At 64.5% G+C, this 18,823-nt stretch carries 8 protein-coding genes; all 8 read right to left on the reverse strand.

What is annotated here, in order from left to right:
* Positions 1 to 552: 552 nt before the first annotated feature.
* Complete coding sequence (locus tag JR064_RS05835) at positions 553 to 4,896, reverse strand: hypothetical protein (RefSeq protein ID WP_206229106.1); 4,344 nt, start codon at positions 4,894 to 4,896, stop codon at positions 553 to 555.
* A gap of 548 nt (positions 4,897 to 5,444) precedes the next feature.
* Positions 5,445 to 6,293 carry a hypothetical protein gene (locus tag JR064_RS05840; protein ID WP_206229107.1) on the reverse strand — a complete coding sequence of 283 codons (849 nt, stop codon included), beginning with the start codon at positions 6,291 to 6,293 and terminating at the stop codon, positions 5,445 to 5,447.
* Between the two features lie 71 nt (positions 6,294 to 6,364).
* Positions 6,365 to 7,042 carry a DUF4145 domain-containing protein gene (locus tag JR064_RS05845; RefSeq protein WP_206229108.1) on the reverse strand — a complete coding sequence of 226 codons (678 nt, stop codon included), beginning with the start codon at positions 7,040 to 7,042 and terminating at the stop codon, positions 6,365 to 6,367.
* A 319-nt stretch (positions 7,043 to 7,361) separates the two neighbouring features.
* The gene (locus JR064_RS05850; RefSeq protein WP_206229109.1) at positions 7,362 to 9,209 is read right to left on the reverse strand and encodes a glycoside hydrolase family 35 protein; all 1,848 of its coding nucleotides are present in this window, start codon (positions 9,207 to 9,209) and stop codon (positions 7,362 to 7,364) included.
* Positions 9,210 to 9,327: 118 nt separating this feature from the next.
* Complete coding sequence (locus JR064_RS05855) at positions 9,328 to 11,670, reverse strand: GH92 family glycosyl hydrolase (protein ID WP_206229110.1); 2,343 nt, start codon at positions 11,668 to 11,670, stop codon at positions 9,328 to 9,330.
* A 130-nt stretch (positions 11,671 to 11,800) separates the two neighbouring features.
* Positions 11,801 to 13,246, reverse strand: coding sequence for a glycoside hydrolase family 125 protein (locus tag JR064_RS05860; protein ID WP_206229111.1), 1,446 nt, complete (start codon positions 13,244 to 13,246; stop codon positions 11,801 to 11,803).
* Between the two features lie 148 nt (positions 13,247 to 13,394).
* Positions 13,395 to 16,124, reverse strand: a complete 2,730-nt coding sequence (locus JR064_RS05865; protein WP_206229112.1) for a glycoside hydrolase family 3 C-terminal domain-containing protein — start codon at positions 16,122 to 16,124, stop codon at positions 13,395 to 13,397.
* Positions 16,124 to 18,823, reverse strand: a complete 2,700-nt coding sequence (locus tag JR064_RS05870) for a beta-mannosidase (RefSeq protein WP_206229113.1) — start codon at positions 18,821 to 18,823, stop codon at positions 16,124 to 16,126. Before JR064_RS05870 ends, JR064_RS05865 begins: the two co-directional genes overlap by 1 nt.

Raw genomic sequence — 18,823 nt, forward strand, 5'->3', positions numbered from 1 at the left:
GTGCAGGTCTGCGGCGGGCGTGGGCGGCGGGGCGCGCGTGGCGGGCGGGCAAGCTCGGCGGCGATGGCGGCCGCGGCGTCTTCAACTGACATCATCGGCGTGCACGGTGGCTCGATGTAACGCAGGAATCCGGCCGGCTCGGGCGCGGGACTGTGCTTCGGTTGGCGCGTTGCACGTTTGCGTGCAGTCGTGGGGCGGGCAGGGGCGCTACGGGGTGACGGTTGACGCATGGCACAGCCTCCTTGGCAGACAGGAACCCGCGCCGAACGGCGACGGGATGTCGGGAGGTTAGAAACCGCACGTAGCCGGCGGGCTTATTTCCCCGAAGGGTGTTGTATTCGCCGCCCTCCCGACGCAGGTAGCACGTCGGAGTGTGCCTGCGGACAGGCACAAAAAACCCACCGGTTTGACGGAGGTGGGTGCCGCTACGTGAGGAGTTTCTACGCTCCTTGGAGGAATGGTGCTATTGGATTTTGGGGATGTCAACTGGTTTGGGGTGACGAGCGATGGCGCGCTTTCTAAATGAACCTGACCTCGTTATCAGAACGTCTCTTACTTCTTCTGTCTTTTTGCTGGCAGCTTGCTAGCCTTCTTACTTGGTTTGGTGGCAAAGGCTGGGGGACTCAGGTCAAGGCCGCGCACGGCAAGAAACGCATCGGGACCCAGCGTCGCCGCCAACTCCTGGGCCTCGCTGTTAAGGCGCCTAATCACCTCGCCGAAGCTGACCTTCTCGCCGTTGGCCGGATCCTCCCAAGTCTTGCTGCCCCTCCAAGAGATCACCAGCGCGCCCACACGCCGCTGTTCTGGCAGGAGATATTTATCCATAAGCTGCGCGCGAAGCGCCCTCTGGAAATCGACAATCGTGTAGCTGTTCTCGCCGACTTTTAGTTCGATAACAGCTTGGATTGATGCGTTAGACTTCGACACCAGCCGGATATCGGTCTCCTTCTCATCACCTGTCACGCCCTCTTGTGTAACTATGTAGCTCCCGCGATCGAGGCGCTCAAATTCCGCTGACAGAGCCCGCCTCAACAGGCGTTCTTTTTGGAAACTCGCCCACCCCTCGCGGTGCGATGAATCTCGGCGAAGATTATCTTCGATTTCATCAAGGCGTCCGTCCAGCACATGGGCCATCTGGCGAAGCGTTCTGGGGAAGATTTCGAAATTCGTCTCGAGTTCCCTGACCTCACGCTCGTTCAGTACCTCTGCGTCGAGTTCTTCCGCAAGTTTTTCTCGGCGGATCGCAATGATTCGGTCGCGGTAGTGCGAGACCTCGGGATCGTCTGACAAGCTGAGTTTCGCTCGCGAGGCTTCTTCCCCCCTTGCATCCATTAGGGTGTTGAACAAACTGGATCGCGCGTATTCCGCGTTCTCTCGGTTGCCGACTGATCGCACGCCTCCGGCCGGGTCGTCGTCCTCACTGCGCACATGGCGGTGTGCTAGCCGTAGCAGCCGAAGGATGAGATCGGGCCGTTCGCTCATTGAACCGAGGCCAAGGGTCGCTTGGTGCCCGAAGAACGCACCAAGCCATTCGACTACTTTCGAGTTCTTGGCGGCAGTGATCGATCCGGAGAGCCGCTCCAAAGTTTCAACTAACGCCTCGGCGTCCAGGCGACCCAAGATTGGCAGCCAGAGATCGACGTTCTTGAAATTGGGCCTCCCAGTCGTCGCAGCGATCGCTGCGTCCCGGAGAAGCGCCGCGTCTTCTGGCGATCCATGCGCGAGCAGGAAGTCGGCTGCGTTTCCAATGTTGCGCCGCTGGATATCAGTTAGACGCTGCTTCGCGACGACTGCATGCGCCCAAGCTCGAACGCGGGGCAGGAGAAGATGCGCCAACGGCTCCGCGCTACGCCGCAGGTATTTCAGGAGCATCCCGTGCGGGTCCGCATCCTTCCGAAGATCTTCTGACAGCTCATGACCAATCACGGCTTTTACGGCGATGGGATGTCGGGTCGCGAGCTGCTCAAGCCAGTAAGGAAGCCGATTGAGTTCCAAAAGCGCGTAACGACAGGCTAGCTTAGCCTCCTCAGTGCTTAGCCTGGCTGCCCAGGCAGGATCTTCCGCCTCGGCATAGATGCCCGCCAGACCCATCCGCCAACCAACTTGCGTTGTGTTCTTGTTTTCCTCATCACGCTCAGATCGAAGCGTGGGACTCTCGCGGCGCCAAGCCGCAGCGAACGCCTTTTGGAAGCGGTCTGCGAGATCCTTACTCAGCATCCGCTCAATGAACCCACGATTCCATCCCGCCTGCGAGTATGCGTCGCGTTCATTTCCCATGGCACGCCAAAAATTCCACAGCGTGTTCTCCACGCGGGCGTCCGAGAAAGCTAAGTCAGGGCTGCCGCGCAGCTCACGATGGAACTGTCGCCAGCTCGCGATACCCTTCGCGTGCTTCCTGCGATTTGCTTCCATACGCTCGGCGTTCTTCTTTTCCCATTCGCTGGGTTCGTGACTCGTGAGATACGCCCTTCGGAAGGCTTCAACCCTTGACCGCAATCCGTGCTCGCCTTTAGTCGATGCACTTAGCTGAGCGATCCACCCTTCAGGATCGGGCTTATGCATCGTCCACTCGATTGCAACTTCCAATGCGAGTGAACGCTCGTCAGGCCTTCTTTGGGGATCCGCAATGGCCGCAAGCACCCACGGCTCATCCCGCTGCGAAACGGGTCGGTAAACACCCTCATGTTGCAATTGATAGAGCCGACTCTTCGCGTCTTGCTTGTCCTTTAGGCAGTATTTGCGCGCGATGGCATCCTGTGCCCAGAAAACGCCGGAGCGGACCGAGTCAGGCGCTTCACTCAAAGCGGCTCGTAGGTCCTTGACATCGTCCCTAGTTTCGTAGCTCTCGACCGTGAGCAAGAGTGCGAGCGCAATGCCCCTGATCAGCACCGCATCGCACGGATGATCGCTTAGGCGCCGCAAGCAGATTGCCAATAGCGCGGGCACCAGATCCTGGCGCTTTGACTGCACCCGATAGAGAGACATGTCCCAGGCCAGGCCCGCATTGACCAGGGCAGATATCTGCCTCTGCATCAATAGAAGCGTATCAGCATGGAAGGGAGCGCGCGCCACAACAATGGTGAAGTGAGTGATAGGACCCGAATAACTTCGCCTCTTCAAGCCTTGCCGCGCGAAGATCTGCATGAGCTGCCCGGGAGACATTCGGTTCGGAAAGAACTCAATCACTGCACGCTTGACGAGAACGGGTGGCCAGTCAGGCGCACCGGCAGCGATCTCGCCGAGAAGTGAGAACAGTCGAGGGTCATCAAGGCGGGATAGTGCTGCGAGGGCGCTGATGCGACTACCAATCTCGGCTTTGGCATCTGCCGCAGCTTCATGAGCCAGATCCGCATTTTTCTTCATCTGGCCCCAGCCGATCAGCCCCAGCAGGGTTTCGCGAACCTCTGGATTCTCGATACCGCTCTTCCAGAGACGTGCCACGTCTGCCATAAGATCTTTTGACGCGAAGCGCTCGACTTGGAGGCTGGGCACGGCTTGGCCGCGCCACCCGCCCTTGCCGAAGCGATCGACATAGCCTTCTAGCGCCGCGCGGCGAAGGGGCATATCGAGCGACTCAGGATCCCCTGCGTGAAGAAGCAGTTCGGGTTCGTGCTTAATAACCTCTCCACGTATGAATGCATCATGCCGAGCTAGCCACGCCACTACAGGGCGCATTGCTGGCTTCGCGATGCGCTCGCCTTCGCGTGTGAGTGCAAAGAGCAGCCGCGCAACTTCGCGATGGGGGAGCCCCTTATCTCTAAGTTGGCGAAGTCGCTCGGCGGCAAGGAACTCAATGGCAGATCGGTGGTAGAAACGCACACGGCCGTAATTGGCGAACCCAAAAAGCCCACGCTCGAGCAAGGTGTCGAGCTGGTCTCCCGTCCAGTCGGGAAGAACCTTGCCGGGATCAAGAGCGCCGTCTCCCGAGGCACGGTCTCCCCCGTGGCCGTGCCAGATGTTGAACTTGCGCCCCAGGAGGGCAGCGAGCGCTATCCGTGCAGCGCCTTCGCGTGCCTTGATGGGCTCAAGCGAGACACGCTCATCGCGCTCTTTGTTCGGGCGCAACCTGATATCAATTGCTGTATCCACCTGATCGCGATGCGAGCGGATATAGCCGTTCTCTTTCCAGTCACCGCACAGCTCAAGGAAATCCAACGGTCTGCGCGCGAACTCGTGCGCGTTTCGAGAACTTATTGCCTCGAATAGCCTTTCCGGGTCAGTGACACCAGCGGTCTTTGCCATTGCCCGCATTTGTTCCCCGTTGAGCGGCGCAAGAGCGACACTTCTCCACATCGGAGCCTTGCCTTCCTGCTTTTCCGCCTCTTTCTCGCGCATCGCAATACTCGCGAAGGCGACCTCTGGATCCATCTGCGCTTCGACCAAAGGGACCGGGAGATACTTGGAAATGATCTCGCGATCCACCGGAATAGGCCGGGTTGTAATCACGATCGTGACTCGTCCCAGATGCCCCGCAAGTGATCTGGCGACTGACTTGACTGCGCGATCAAAGCTTGAAAGCGTCAGGTTCAGTTCGTCGATCGAGTCAAGAAAGAAGATCGCTCGCTCTGTCTGGGCCGACTTCCAGCTATCGAATCGAGCCTCCTCCTCTAGGGAGAAGCCCGCATCGAGTGAGTGTGAAGCGAGCGTAGCCAACTCCACAAAGAAGGCCGCGTGCCCATCGTTCCATAGAGAATCTCGCATTCTCTGGCATTCAAACGTCTTGCCCATTCCGGCTTCGGACACGATCAACACCCGGTCGGATTCCAACAGAGTTGTCCAATCAATCTTGCGTCCACCTGGAAAGTTCGCTAGGAACTCGGTGGCTTCCATGTTTTCGACCTTGTCGTCCGGCAGATCGGAGAAAGAGCGAACGACAGCGGTGTCGGTAATTGCCATGTAGATACGGGGTCTAGATATGGGATCAGGTTGTCTTATCTTTTTCTTTCGGAAGTGGAATTTTATTCATTGATCGAAGTAAGACGATGTACTTGGAGCTGGTGAGCGGCATAACGCCTGAATTAAGCTGTGCCGCGAGGCGGCATAGGCCTGAATGAATTGTTAGGCCGCCGCAGGTGAAAGATGTGCAGCCTTGTCACAATTGACCTGTCGTGTTCGTTCGCACGTTCAGCTTCCAGCGAATTTTCCCCTGCGTCTGACTATGTTGATGGTGGTTCTGGGGCGGAAACGGATCATCTTTATTTGAAGTGATCTCGCGGTTACAGCCCAAGCAAATATAGATACCGGACGTAGGGACCGTGTCACCTGAGTTATATGTGTTTTGCCACCAAGGTTTTGAGGTATCTACACTCTTAAGGACGGAGCTGTCAACATAGTTCGACATCGTGTGATCTCCTTTTCGTATCGAATCTCGCCTGAATTTTGATATGGCGGCCTAGAACTTGAGTTGAGCTGCGCCACGAAGTGGCGTCGGCTTGAATGAGTTGTTAGGCTACCGGTCGCCCCGGCCAGTTATCTTCCGGGTGATACTTCTCAAGTACGGTGTATATCTCTCTTCCTTGCATCGAATCTTCAAAAGTGACAGTCGATAGCACCACTGTAGGCTCTGTTCCAACAACAATCTTTCCGAGATCAGATGCTTTGTGCGAAGGCCGAAGCTCAGTGGCGAAATGAGCTATAAGGCCATCGAAGTAGAACCGTATCGTTTTCATAGGATATGGTGTTGCATTCTCGTTTTCGATATCAGGAATGTATTTGATGTCAGGATAAGGCGTCTGGTTGTGCATCAGGCCCTTAGTCGAAATTTGGGTGAGCTGGACAGGATAAAAGCCTGGATCTGGCTCTTCCTGGCCGAGCACGATCTTGCGTAGAACCTCAAGATCTTTTTGGGGTAAAACTACGTCTTTAAACTCATATCGCTCGCTCGCAGCCGCACGCCACAGCAAGCTGAGAAAGAACATTCGCAACCTCTTTGTGTCGAGGGAGACTTCGCGAATACCTAGGTGTTCACTGAACTTTGTATGCAGTTCGCCTAGCTCAACGGCTTCGCCCCAGCCGCTCCAAACGAGCTTGTGCTCCCGAAGCGCCGCGATTGCCCAGGTATCCAGAGCCGACAGGATGTCTTCACCTGCTCGAGTGACAAGCTCAGAGTCGTACCAACTGCTCCAACGACGACTGGGCTTAAGCCCGTCACCGTACTGAAAAAGTGGTGCGCCGGGTTGGCTCGGCCTAGTGAGCGCTTCAGGAATCAAATGAGATTTGACGAACGCTCCGGGTCTGCCAGTCAACTTGCAGTAGCCGTGACGTGTGCGCTGTGCAGGCTTCTTACGAGTCACTAGTGGCTTCCACTGTTGCCTAGCGCCTGAATTGAGCCGGCCCGCGAAGCGGGTTCGGCTTGAATGAATCTTTATGCCCCACTCGGCATCTCGTCCATGTACTTCTTGGTTAACAGATGGTTGTCTATCCAGTTGACAGTTAGACGAACAAGGATTTTGAGGTCAGACACATCCTTGTCACTCCACTTTCGGATGTAGTGGGTTTCGTCGTTGCCTAGCCAGGCCGCACGCTTTGCGCACTGCAAGATATTTTGATCCGAAACGTAAGTGTCAATGCATTTGGCAAGCGGCATGCGCTCAATCTTGTCTGCCTCGTCAGCATGTTCAGATTTTGAGAAGTCTTTGATCAGGAACTCAAGGGATTTACGCAGACCGATGCCAACTAGCTGATCTAAGTGCTCATCTGAGGCACTCTCAACCTGTCCGTAGATCTCGCAGAAAGTTGGCGAGATGTCTGCTACCGATTGAGGAAAAGACGACCGAGCCTTGTTTCTAGGGGCCACGGACCGGAGTGTGAGTTCCTTGCTGTGGAGCGAACGGCGCCTGTAGGTGGCAATGAATGGTCGTAGACAGCTGCGATTTGTGCAGAGATAGGTTAGATAAGCTTCGGATTTGTCGGTCGAAACATGCTGACTAATCAGCTTGGGGTGAACGGCGGTATGGCACTGGGGACACCGATCTGGAGGCGTGTCAATACTGAAGTACTCTGTCTGCCCGTCTAGAGTCTTTGCTTGAAGTTCAATGCTCATAGGGTCTTGTTGTGGGGCAGAACTACATATTCGGCGGGAAAATGGTGTGTAAAGGAGGTGTGTAGCGCGGCCGCGCCACCTTTCGAGGCAGCACGCATCCCAAATTCGATCCTTAGCCAGTCCCGCTGTCGCATAACCCTTGCGTCTAACCCCACGGCCATTTCCCAGTGCATCCTCGCACAAGGCCGACGCTATCACTTGTTGACGGCCGTCACAAGTTAAAGGCCGCTCGGCGTAACCGCCGGCGGCCTTAATTTGTAGACAAGTTGTTTGATCCCGCGCCATCCCAACTTGCCGGATGGCGCGTTCCACAGATAACTCAGTTACTAGGCGCACTCCAAACCTGCCCCTTAACCCCACGCACACTCGCATCCGCCGCGCTATCCAGATCGAACACGATCACGCTGTTCTCGCCTTTCCGCTGCATCGGCGCGGGGAAATACAACGCCCGCTGCGGCCCGATGTTCCAATGCCGCCCCAGGTTATGGCCGTTGGCCCAGGCGAAACCCTTACCAAACGCCTGCATGTCGAGGAAGGTGTCGGTGGGCGTGCCGATCTTGACGGTGCCGCGGTGGAAGGCGGGGCCGTCGACCTTGGCAGTGGTCCAGCCGGTGAGCTTGCTCGGGTCGTCCATCGGCAGCGGGAAGGTCTGCCAGCCGGTCAGGGGCTTGCCGTCGAGCAGGACGGGGTCGACCAGGCCGGCGCGGCCGTCGGGCAGGTGGGCGCCGTAGTTGATGCGGCCGCCGTTTTCCACCAGCACGTCCACGGTGTGGGTGCCGGCGGGAATGTCCACGTCCACGGCCACCTGCTGCAGGCGGCGCTCGGCGCTGCCGGCCAACTTACGATCCACGTAGACGCGGGCGTAGTCGCGCACCTCGCCCAGGTACAGGCTGCCCTTGCGCGGGCCGGTGACGGTGGTGCGGTAGAGGATGTAGCCGTAGGCCTGGCCGTAGCGCTCCATCGGCTGCGGGGTGTCGGTGGTGGCAGCCGGCGCGGGCAGGTTGTCCCACAGCGAGGCGGATTCGCGCAGCGGGGTGGCCGGCAGGTCGGCGAAGCGGATCGGGGTGGGCAGGGCGGGCGGCTGCACGCCGGTGACGCGGGCGATGGCGTCGCGGAACAGGGCGAACTTGGGCGTGGGCCGGCCGGCTTCGTCCAGCACGGCGTCGTAGTCGTAGCTGGTGGTCTGCGGGGCGTAGTGGTCGCTGGCGTTCTTCTGGAAGTTGGCGCCGTTCATGAAACCGAAGCTGGTGCCGCCGACGAACATGTAGATGTTCGCGGAATGGCCCTGGCGCAGGATCCATTCGAATTCGCTGGCCTGCTTGGCGGCGTCGGTGGCGGCATGCTTCTCGCCCCACTGGTCGAACCAGCCGGCCCAGTATTCGCCCACCATCTGCGGTTGGCCGGGGCGGAAGGTGGCCAGGCTCTGGAACGCTTTCTCGGCTTCGCCGGGGCCGAAGTTCACTACCGCCAGGGTGTCGGGCAGGGTGCCGTTGGCCAACACGTCGGCGCCGTCGGCGGTGAACAGCAGGGCCTTGTCGAAGCCGGCCTTGACGAACATGGCGCGGTTGGCCTGCATGTAGACGTGGTCGTCGTCGTAGGAGCCGTATTCGTTCTCGACCTGCACGGCGATGATGGGGCCGCCGTTGTGGTTGAGCTTCGGCTTGACCTGCGCGGCGACGGCGTCGAGGTAGGCCTGGCTGGCGGCGAGGAAGCGCGGGTCCTGGCTGCGCACGCGCATGCCCGGTTCGGCGAACAGCCAGGCCGGGTAGCCGCCGGCTTCCCATTCGGCGCACACGTAGGGGCCGGGGCGCAGGATCACGTTAAGGCCTTGCGCGGCGGCTTCGTCGATGAAGGCGGCCAAGTCGTTGTTGCCGCTGAAGTCGAACTGGCCCTGGCGCGGTTCGACCAGGTTCCAGAACACGTAGGTCTCCACGGTGTTCAGGCCCATGGCGCGCGCTTTCTGCAGGCGGTCCTTCCAGTAGGCGCGCGGGATGCGCTGGAAGTGGATGGCGCCGGAAATGATCTGGTAGGGCTTGCCGTCGCGGGTGAAGTGTTCGCCCTGGGTGGCGAAGGCGGGCCAGGGCGTGGTGGCGTGCGTCGGCTGTGCGGATGCCGGGAGGGAGAGCAGGAGCGAGAGGGCAAGGGCGGACAGGGAGCGACGCAGCATGTGGGGGTCTCTGGCGGGGGTGAGTTTTGTTTTTTGTAGGAGCGGCTTTAGCCGCGACAGAGTGCTACCGGAGAGTCTCGGTCGCGGCTGAAGCCGCTCCTACAAAGGGCGGGACGTATCAAACGAAGGAAGGAGGCAGATCTTCCTTGGCCGCGCCGAAGGCGGGGTTGGGCTTCGGCCCCATCTCCAGTTCCAGGGTGCCGCCGGCGGCGAGGTCGGCGTGGCGCAGCCAGCTGCGCGTGTACGGCTTGCCGTTCCAGCGGGCGCGCTGGATGTAGACGTTGGCGGCGCTGTTGCCGTGGGCGACGACGCTGAGGGTGCGGCCGTTGCCGACATCGACGTCGGCGCGCTTGAACAGCGGGCTGCCGAGCACGTAGGTGGCGCTGACCGGGTCCACGGCGTAGAAGCCCAATGCGCTGAGCACGAACCAGGCGCTCATCTGCCCGCAGTCCTCGTTGCCGGACAGGCCGTTGCGCGCGTCGTGGTACTGCTCGCGCAGCAGCCGCCGCACCATCGCCTGGGTCTTGTACGGCTGCCCGGCGTAGGCGAACAGGTAGGCCACGTGGTGGCTGGGCTCGTTGCCGTGCGCGTACTGGCCGACCATGCCGTCGATGTCCGGCGGGGCGTCGGCCGGCAGTTCGGAGCTGGTGGAGAACAGTTCGTCGAGCTTGGCGACGAAGCCGTCGCGGCCGCCGAACAGCTCCATGTAGCCGTACAGGTCGTGCTGGTTGAGGAAGGTGGCCTGCCAGGCGTTGGACTCGGTGAAGTCGCGCCATTTCGTGATGTGGCCCATCGCGCGCGGATCGAACGGGGCGGCCCAGTCGCCGTTGCTCAGCCGCGGCTGCACGAAGCCGCTCTTGCGATTGAACACGTTGCGGTAGTTGCGCGAGCGTTCGCGCAGGGCGCTCGCCTCCTTGGTGGCGCCGGCGGCCTGCGCCAGGTGCGCCACCGCCCAGTCGTCGTAGGCGTATTCGAGGGTGCGGCTGACCGCTTCGTCCACCGTGTCGCTAGGGATGTAGCCGCGCTTGCGGTATTCGTCCAGGCCGTGCGTGGTGTCGTCCATGGCGCGCTTGCGGTAAGCCGGCCAGGCGGCGGCGTAGTCGATGCCGGTGAAGCCCTTGGCGTGCGCTTCGGCCAGTACCACGGCGGAGTGGTAGCCGATCATGCAGCCGGTCTCCACGCCTTGCAGCGGCCAGATGCCGACGCCGTCCGGGCATTCGTTGGCGCCGCGCACCAGGCACTGCACCAGGTCGGGCACGCGCTCGGGCTGCATCAGGGTCAGCAAGGGGTGCAGGGCGCGGTAGGTGTCCCACAGCGAGTAGGTGCTGTAGTTGTGGTAGCCGGCGGGCGCCTGGTGCACCTTCAGATCCATGCCGCGGTAGCGGCCATCGGTGTCGCTGAACAGGGTCGGCGCGAGCAGGCTGTGGTACAGGCCGGTGTAGAAGATGCGCTGCTGCGCGTCGTCGTCGCTGTCGATGCGCACCCGCGCCAGTTCCTTCTCCCACGCGGCCACGGCAGCGGCGTGCACGCGCGCGAAATCGAAGTCGGGCAGTTCGGCGTCTAGGTTGGCCAGGGCGTTCTCGGCGCTGACCGCGGAGATGCCAACCTTGACCAGCAGCGGCGCGTCGGCCGCGTCGGGGTAGTGCAGCGCCACCTTCAGGTGGGTGCCGTCGGCCTGGTGCGCGCCGGCGGCCAGCGGCTGGTCTTCGGAATAGAGCTGGGCCTTGGCGAACGGCCGCGACAGGCGCATGGCGAAGTAGAGGTAGCGGCCGGTCGCCCACTGGTACACGCGGCGCCCGCCGGTCAGGGTGCGCGCATCGACGATGCGCAGCTGCGCGTCGCTGACCCGGGTCGCGATCTCGGGCTTGTCCTGCATGCCGTGGCACAGGTCCAGCAGCAGGTGCGCGGGCTTGCCCTTGGGGAAGTGGTAGCGGTGCAGGCCGGCGCGCGCGGTGGCGGTCAGCTCGGCGTGCACGCCGCTGTCTTTCAGGCGCACCCGGTAGTAGCCGGGCGAGGCGGCTTCGTCGGCGTGGTCGTAGCGCGAGCGGTAGCCGGCGTCCGGATCTTGCAGCGTGCCGGGGACCAGCTTGACGTCGCCGGTGGCGGGGACGACCAGGAAATCGAGCAGGTCGCCGACGCCGGTGCCGGACAGGTGGGTGTGCGAGAAGCCCATGATCGAGCCATCGGACTCGTGGTAGCCGGAGCACGAATCCCACACCGCGTTGTAGGTATCCGGGCTCAGCTGCACCATGCCGAACGGCAGCGTGGCGCCGGGGAAGGTGTGGCCGTGGCCGCCGGTGCCGATGAACACGTCGACGTGGCGGGTGAGCTCGGCCTTGGCGCGCGCGTCGGCGGGGAGGGCGTAGCTGCCGGCGCGCGCTTGCGCCAGGCGGGCGATGCCGCTGCTGCCGAACAGGGCCAGGGCGATGGCGCCCTGCAGGAAACCGCGTCGTGTGGCCATGGTGCTGTCCTCGGGGTGTGCAGCTGAGAGGGGATGATGTTTTTGTAGGAGCGGCTTCAGCCGCGACTCTGGCGTTGCCGGTCAGATCCGGTCGCGGCTGAAGCCGCTCCTACAGGGGGCGGTGGGGTGGTCAGGCTTTCAGCAGGTGCGGCTTGCGCTGGTGCAGGTCGATGATCAGTTCGCCGAACAAGGTGTTGGCCCAGGCGAACCAGTCCCGGGTGAACTTGCTGGGGTCGTCCTTGTCGAAGGCTTCGTGCATGAAGCCGCTGCCGGCGTCGGTGCTCTTCAGCCAGGCCAGGCATTGGCGGATCTGCGCGTCGTCGTCGCTGGCCAGCGCGTACTGCATGATCGACATCGGCCAGATCGTGCCCATGCCGCTGTGCGGACTGCCCACGCCTTCGGCGGCGCGGCCACGGTAGAAATACGGGTTGCGCTCGCTCCACGCCAGCTGGCGGGTGCGCAGGAACAGCGGGTCGCGGCGGTCGCAGCAGCCCAGGTAGGCCAGGCTCAGCAGGCCCGGCGCGTTGGCGTCGTCGATGAACAGCTGGTTGCCGTAGCCGTCCACTTCGTAGGCCCAGAACGCCTGCCCATCGGCATCGCGCATCTGCCCGAACTGGCGCGTGGCGGTCTCGACCTGGTCGGCCAGCGCGCGGCATTCGCCGGCGAAGGCGGCATCGTGGTGCAACGCTTCGCTCATCGTGGCCAGCTGGCGCAGCGACGTCACCGCGAACAGGTTGGCCGGCACGAACAGCGGGTACAGGCAGGCGTCGTCGGACGGGCGGAACATCGAGTGGATCATGCCGTTGGGCTTGGTCGGCTGGCCGTAGCCCTCCAGCACCAGGGTCTCGGTGGCCAGCGGCGAGGGGCGCTGGAAATTGTAGGGGCCGCGGTCGTGCAGGCGCTGCTGCTCGCGGAAGGTCTTGACCACCACGTGCATCGCCGCGCGCCAGTCGTCGTCGAACGGGGCGGTGTCGCCGCTGGCGCGCCAGTATTCGTGCGCCAGCCGGATCGGGTAGCACAGCGAATCCACTTCCCACTTGCGCTCGCCGACGCCGGGCTTCATCTCGGTGATGTCGGCCACCGACCATTTCAGGCGCTGGCTCTTGCCGTCGGGCAGGAACGCATTGGCGTAGGGGTCGAGCTGGATGCAGGCGGCCTGGCGCTGGATCAGGCCATGGAACATGCGTCGCAACGCCGGGTCGCGTTTGGCCAGCGGCACGTACGGATGCACCTGCGCCGAAGAATCGCGCAGCCACAGCGCCTCGATGTCGCCGGTGATGACGAAGGTGTCCGGCTTGCCGTTGCGGGTGCCGATTTCCACGGTGGTGTCGAGCGTGTTCGGATAGCAGTTCTCGAACAGCCAGGCCAGGCGCGGATCGCCGATGCCGGCCTTGACCGTGCGCAGGTGCTTTTCCACCGCGGCGCTGACGAAGCGCCGTTGCGCCGGGGCGGGGCGCTTGCTGGGCAGGCCTGCCGCCGCTGCGCCGGACGCGGCGAAGCCGGGCACGGCGCTGGCGAGCAGGCCGGCGCCGGCGGCGCTGCCGAGCAGCTGGAGGACATCGCGGCGGGAAGGCATGGGTGACTCCTGGTCTGGTTTATACGTGTGGGCGCATTGCTTTGCTTTTCTGTAGGAGCGGCTTCAGCCGCGACCGGGGGTTACCGGTAAGGCCCGGTCGCGGCTGAAGCCGCTCCTACAGGAAGCAATGGTGTGGCGCATTCGCTGGTTACCGCGGGATGGGCGCGCTGCCCTGGATCGAAAACGCGGCCTCTTCGCCGGGCGCCCCGGTGCCGGGTTGGCCGCCGCCGACGAACACGCGGTAGTCGCCAGGCTGCACCGTGCGCACGCCGGCGCGATCGACATCGCTCAGCTGGCGCGGCGTCAAGTCGAATTGCACCTCGCGCGACTCGCCCGGCTGCAGCGTCACCCGCTGGAAGCCGACCAGGGTGCGTAGCGGCGACTGCGCGCGTTGCGGGTATTCCAGGTACACCTGCACCACTTCGTCGCCGGCGCGCGTGCCGCTGTTGCGCAGCTGCGTGCGCACCTGCAGGTGCGCGCCGGCCTGCAGCGTCGTCGCCGACAGCTGCGGCGCGGTGTAGGCGAAGCTGGTGTAGCTCAGCCCGCTGCCGAACGCGAACAGCGGCTCGCCCTTGAAGTAGCGGTAGGTGCGGCCCTTCATGTCGTAGCTGACGTAGGCCGGCAGGTCCTTGGTGGAGCGGTAGAAGGTCACCGGCAGGCGGCCGCCCGGGTTGACGTCGCCGGCCAGCACCTGCGCGATCGCGGTGCCGCCGGACTGCCCCGGATACCACGCCGCGACGATCGCATCGGCATGCTGCTTGGCCCAGTTCAGCGCCACCGCGCTGCCGCTCATCAGCACCACCACGAGCGGCTTGCCGCTGGCCTTGGCGCGCTCCAGCAGCGCCTGCTGCGCCGCGGGCAGGGCGAGGTCGTTGCGGTCGCCGCCGTCGAAGCCGGGCACGTCGATGCGCAGTTCCTCGCCTTCCACATCCGGCGACAGGCCGACGAAGGCGACCACCGCATCGGCCTGCGCGACCGCGCGTTCGGCCTCGGCCAGTTGCGGCGCGGCCGGCGCCAGCCATTCCAGGCGCAGGCCCTGGTCCTGGCCGCGGTGCTCCAGTTCCAGGCGGATGCGGCGCGGGCGCGCGTCGTCGAAGTGCAGCACGGTCTCGACGTTGCGGCCGTCGGCGTTGTGCATGCCGGCCGGCAGGTGCTTGTCCTCGGCGTTGCCGGCGACGACCAGCTTGTCGTCGATGTACAGCCGCACCGGATCGTGGCCGGCGCAATCGAAGCAGCGCGCCACGCGCACCGCCAGGGTGTAGTCGCCCGGCCCGGGCGGCAGCAGCTCGCCGCTCCAGCGCACCGAGTAGCGGTCCTTGTCCACGCCCTTGGCCGGCGCCACGTGGTCCCAGTTGAAGCTGACCACGCGGTCCTGGCGTTGCGTGCGCGGCGTGCCGGCCAGGTCGACGTTGTCGAAATACTCGCCACGCAGGCCGGGCTTGCCGTCGCTGCGCAGGGCGGTCTCCGGGATCATGCCGGGCACGCCGGCGGCGAGCGGGGCGCCTTGCGCGTAACTGACGTTCGCGGCGCCGAAGCGCTCGCGCAGGCCCAGCAGCGGCGTCACCGGCGCGGCCGAGGTGCCCTGGTAGTTGGCTTCCAGCGCGGCCAGCGCATCGGCGTTGGGGCCGAGCACCGCCAGCCGCAGGCCTGGCTTCAGCGGCAGGGTGGCGTTGCGGTTCTGCAGCAGCACCAGCGATTGCTGCGCGGCCTGCAGCGCCAGCGCGCGGTGCGCGGCGCTGTCCACGTCCTTGGCACCCAGCCGCGCGTACGGGTCCTTGCGCTGCGGCTGCAGTTCGCCGAGCCGGTAGCGCGCGGCGAACAGCCGCACCAGCGAGCGGTCGAGCATGGCCTCGTCGGCGTCGCCGCGCTCGATCGCCTGGCCCAGCTCGGCATAGGCGTGGCCGCAGTTGAGGTCGTGGCCGGCCTTGAGCGCGGCGGCGGAGGAACCGGCGTTGTCGGTGCGGAAATAATGGAACTGGGTCATGTCGTCGACCGCGTCGCAGTCGGAGACGACGAAGCCCTTGAAGCCCCAGTCGCCGCGCAGGCGGCCGTTGAGCAGCCAGTCGGCGGCGCAGGCCGGGGTGCCATGCAAGGAGTTGTAGGCGCACATCACCGAGCCGGCGCGGCCGTCGACGATGGCGGCGCGGAATGCCGGGGTATAGGTCGCTTCCAGGTCGCGCGGCGACACGTCCACGTCGAAGCCGTGGCGGCCGGGTTCCGGGCCGCTGTGCACGGCGATGTGCTTGGGCGTGGCGATGGTGCGCGGGTGGCTGAGGTCGTCGCCCTGCAGGCCGTGGATGAAGCCCACCGCCAGCTGCCCGGTGAGGTAGGGATCCTCGCCGTAGGTCTCCATGCCGCGGCCCCAGCGCGGGTCGCGGAAGATGTTGATGTTCGGCGACCAGATGGTCAGCCCGGCGTAGCGCGGGTGGTCCTTGCCGGGGCCGCCGGCGAGGTTGAACTTGGCGCGCGCCTCGGTCGAGGTCACGGTGCCGACCTGCTCGAGCAGGGCGGTGTTCCAGGTCGCGGCCAGGCCGATCGCCTGCGGGAACACGGTGGCGTAGCCGTTGCGGGCGATGCCGTGCAGGCCCTCGCTCCACCACTCGTAGGCCGGCACGCCCAGGCGCGGGATCGCCGGTGCGTCGTTCATCGCCTGCGCGACCTTTTCCTCGCGCGTCATCTTGCCCACCAGCGCGGCGGCGCGGTCCTCGGCGTCGTCGGCATGGGCGAGCGGCGCAGCGGCCAACCCAAGCAGAGACAACCCCCGCAAAATCCCCTGTAGCAGCGGCTTCAGCCGCGACCGTGCGCTGCCCGCCTCGCGTCGCGCGCAATCGCTCGTGGTTCCCCGGATTTCCTGGTGCAGTGTCGTTGCCCTCCGCATCACTTCGTCTCCGCCGGCTCGGGCGGCGCACCGGCCAGCGTGGCGGCCAGGTCGCGCACCTGCAAGGCGCCGCGCAGCTGTTCCAGCGTGGCGCTGCTGCGCACGTGCACGGTCAGCGGCTCGCCCGGCAACAGGTCGAAGGCATTGTCGGACAGCGTGGCGTCCAGATCGCCGAACGCCAGCCATACCTCGCGCGCCAGCGTGGCGCTGGTCAGGGTCAGCGTGTAGCCGTCGCCGTCGGCGCGCAAGTCGGTGCGGATGTCCGGGCTGGGCAGATGCAGGTGCTTGGCCGCATCGAAGAACACCAGATTGCGCGACAGCACGCGCGCGCCGTCGAGCAGTTCGAACACCGCGACGCTGCGCTTGGGATCGGCGCGGCGCAGCAGCTGCGCATCGCTGAAGTTGCCCACGCGCACGCTGGACAGCGGCGCCAGGGTCACCGGCTTCTCGCTCTTGCTCAGCACCTTGCCGGAGACGTCCATCACCCGCATGCGCCAGCGCGCGGCCAGCGGCGCGGTGCGGTCGGACACCAGCGTCACCTCGGTCTGGCCCTTGTCGTTGCGCAGCGCGGCGATCAGTTCCGGCGCATAGAAGCGCTTGGCGTGGTAGTGCAGCGCCTTCCAGCGGCCGAAGTAGTCCAGGCTCGACCAGGACGCGCCCGGCCACACGTCGTTGAGCTGCCAGTACAGCGAGCCCATCGACTGCGGCCGCGACGCGCGCAGGTGCTCGGCGGCCAGGGCGATGCCCTCGGCCTGCATCAGCTGGCTCAGGTAGACGAAGCTCTCGAAGTCCTTGGGCTCGCCGAATTCGCGGCGGATGTACAGCAGCAGGCGCTGGTTGCCGTTGCCCTTGTCGAACTTCTGGTGCGCGCGCATCACCGGCGATTCCGGCTGCAGGTCGCCGGGTTCGGCGAAGGCGCGGATGGTGCGCATCTCCGGGAACGACTGCAGTCCGTATTCGGACATGAAGCGCGGGGTCACGTTGAGGTATTCGGTGACCGGCAGCGCCGGGCCGCCCCAGACCTTCCAGTAGTGCATGTCGCCGTCGTCGGGCTGGTCGGCGGCGCCGTCGAAGTCGGTGCCGGGCGAAGTAGCCCAGTACGGGGTGTCGCTGTCGTACTTGCTCACCGCTTCGCGCAGCACGGTGCCGAACAGCGTGGTCATGCCGCGTTCGATGCGGCTGCGTTCTTCCGGATCGATCGACTGCTTGAACTTGACCCGGTCGCCCCAGTTCTCCCAGCCGGTCTGCACTTCGTTGTTGCCGCACCAGATCACGATGCTGGGGTGGTCGCCCAGGCGCTTGACCTGCGCTTCGGCCTCGGCGCGGGTGTTCTCGCGGAACGCCACGTCGTAGGGCGGGATCGCGCCGCCGAACATGAAGTCCTGCCAGATCATGATGCCGAGACGGTCGGCATCCTCGTAGAAGCTGTCCGGCTGGTAGTGGCCGCCGCCCCACATGCGCAGCATGTTCATGTTGGCGTCGCGCGCCGATTGCAGGATGCCGCGCATGCGCGCCGCATCGACCCGGCTGGGGAAGCTGTCGAACGGGATCAGGTTGGCGCCCTTGGCGAACACCGGGATGCCGTTGACCACGATCGCGAAGCCCTTGCCCCACTTGTCGGTGTCGCGGCGCAGCTCGACGCTGCGCAGGCCGGTGACGCGCTGGGTGGCGTAGCTGTCGCCGGCGGCGTCGCGGATGCGCGCCTTGAACGTGTACAGGTCCTGCTTGCCGTAGCCGCTGGGGAACCAGCGCTGCGGCTTGGCGATGCGCACCGGCACGGTGAGCGTGTTGCTGCCCGGATCGAGCACCGCCTTCTGGCTCAGCTGCGCCACGCGCTGGCCGTCGGGGCCGAGCACGTCCAGCTCCAGCTGCACCTCGCCGCTGCGGCCGGCCTGCACCTCCAGTTGCGCGAGCAGTTGCGCCGCGTCGGCATCGACGCGTTGCTGGGCGATGTGCAGGCCTTCCACGCGCAGCGCGTCCCAGGCTTCCACGCGCACGTCCTGCCAGATGCCGGCGGTGACGATGCGCGGACCCCAGTCCCAGCCGAAGGTGTACGGCGCCTTGCGCACGTAGGTGGAGCTGTGCCGCGCGACGGGTTCGTCGCCGAAGGCCGAGTCGTAGGCGCCGGGCAGCGCGTACGGCTGCTTGGCCAGCCACGGCTGGATCTTCTTGATCGGCGAGAACAGCCGCACTTCCAGCACGTTGTCGCCGCGCTTGAGCAGCGGCTTGGCGTCGACCCGCCACTGCCGGAACATGTTGTCGGCGGCGAGCAGCTTCTTGCCGTTGAGGTAGACCTCGGCGTAGGTGTCCAGGCCGTCGAACACCAGTTCCACGTGCTCGCGCGCGAGCAGCGCGGCGTCGGCCTTGAAGCGGGTCTGGTACTGCCAGTCGCTCAACCCGGCCCACTGGATCTTGGCTTCGTTGTCGCGATAGAACGGATCGGGCACCACCCCGGCCGCGATCAGGTCGGTCTGCACCGTGCCCGGCACCTGCGCCGGCAGCCACTGCGCGGCCTTCGGGAATTCCTTGGCATGCGCCTCGCCCGGCGCCAGCCGCACCTGCCAGCCCTGTTGCAGCGACAGCGTCGCCGGCACCGCCGCCTGGGCCAACATCGGCAGGCCCATGGCCAGCAGCAGCCCGAGCCGGGCGGGGAAGCGCGCGCGCGGCGCGGAACGGGGACGGCGATGCGGCTGGGTCAT

Origin of the sequence: Xanthomonas bonasiae (assembly GCF_017163705.1) — a bacterium.
Lineage (GTDB): Bacteria > Pseudomonadota > Gammaproteobacteria > Xanthomonadales > Xanthomonadaceae > Xanthomonas_A > Xanthomonas_A bonasiae.

Coding starts and splice junctions, on each gene's coding strand:
- JR064_RS05835 (WP_206229106.1), bottom strand. CDS start 4,896: ATGGCAATTACCGACACCGCTGTCGTTCGCTCTTTCTCCGATCTGCCG.
- JR064_RS05845 (WP_206229108.1), bottom strand. CDS start 7,042: ATGAGCATTGAACTTCAAGCAAAGACTCTAGACGGGCAGACAGAGTAC.
- JR064_RS05850 (WP_206229109.1), bottom strand. CDS start 9,209: ATGCTGCGTCGCTCCCTGTCCGCCCTTGCCCTCTCGCTCCTGCTCTCC.
- JR064_RS05855 (WP_206229110.1), bottom strand. CDS start 11,670: ATGGCCACACGACGCGGTTTCCTGCAGGGCGCCATCGCCCTGGCCCTG.
- JR064_RS05860 (WP_206229111.1), bottom strand. CDS start 13,246: ATGCCTTCCCGCCGCGATGTCCTCCAGCTGCTCGGCAGCGCCGCCGGC.
- JR064_RS05865 (WP_206229112.1), bottom strand. CDS start 16,124: ATGCGGAGGGCAACGACACTGCACCAGGAAATCCGGGGAACCACGAGC.
- JR064_RS05870 (WP_206229113.1), bottom strand. CDS start 18,823: ATGACCCAGCCGCATCGCCGTCCCCGTTCCGCGCCGCGCGCGCGCTTC.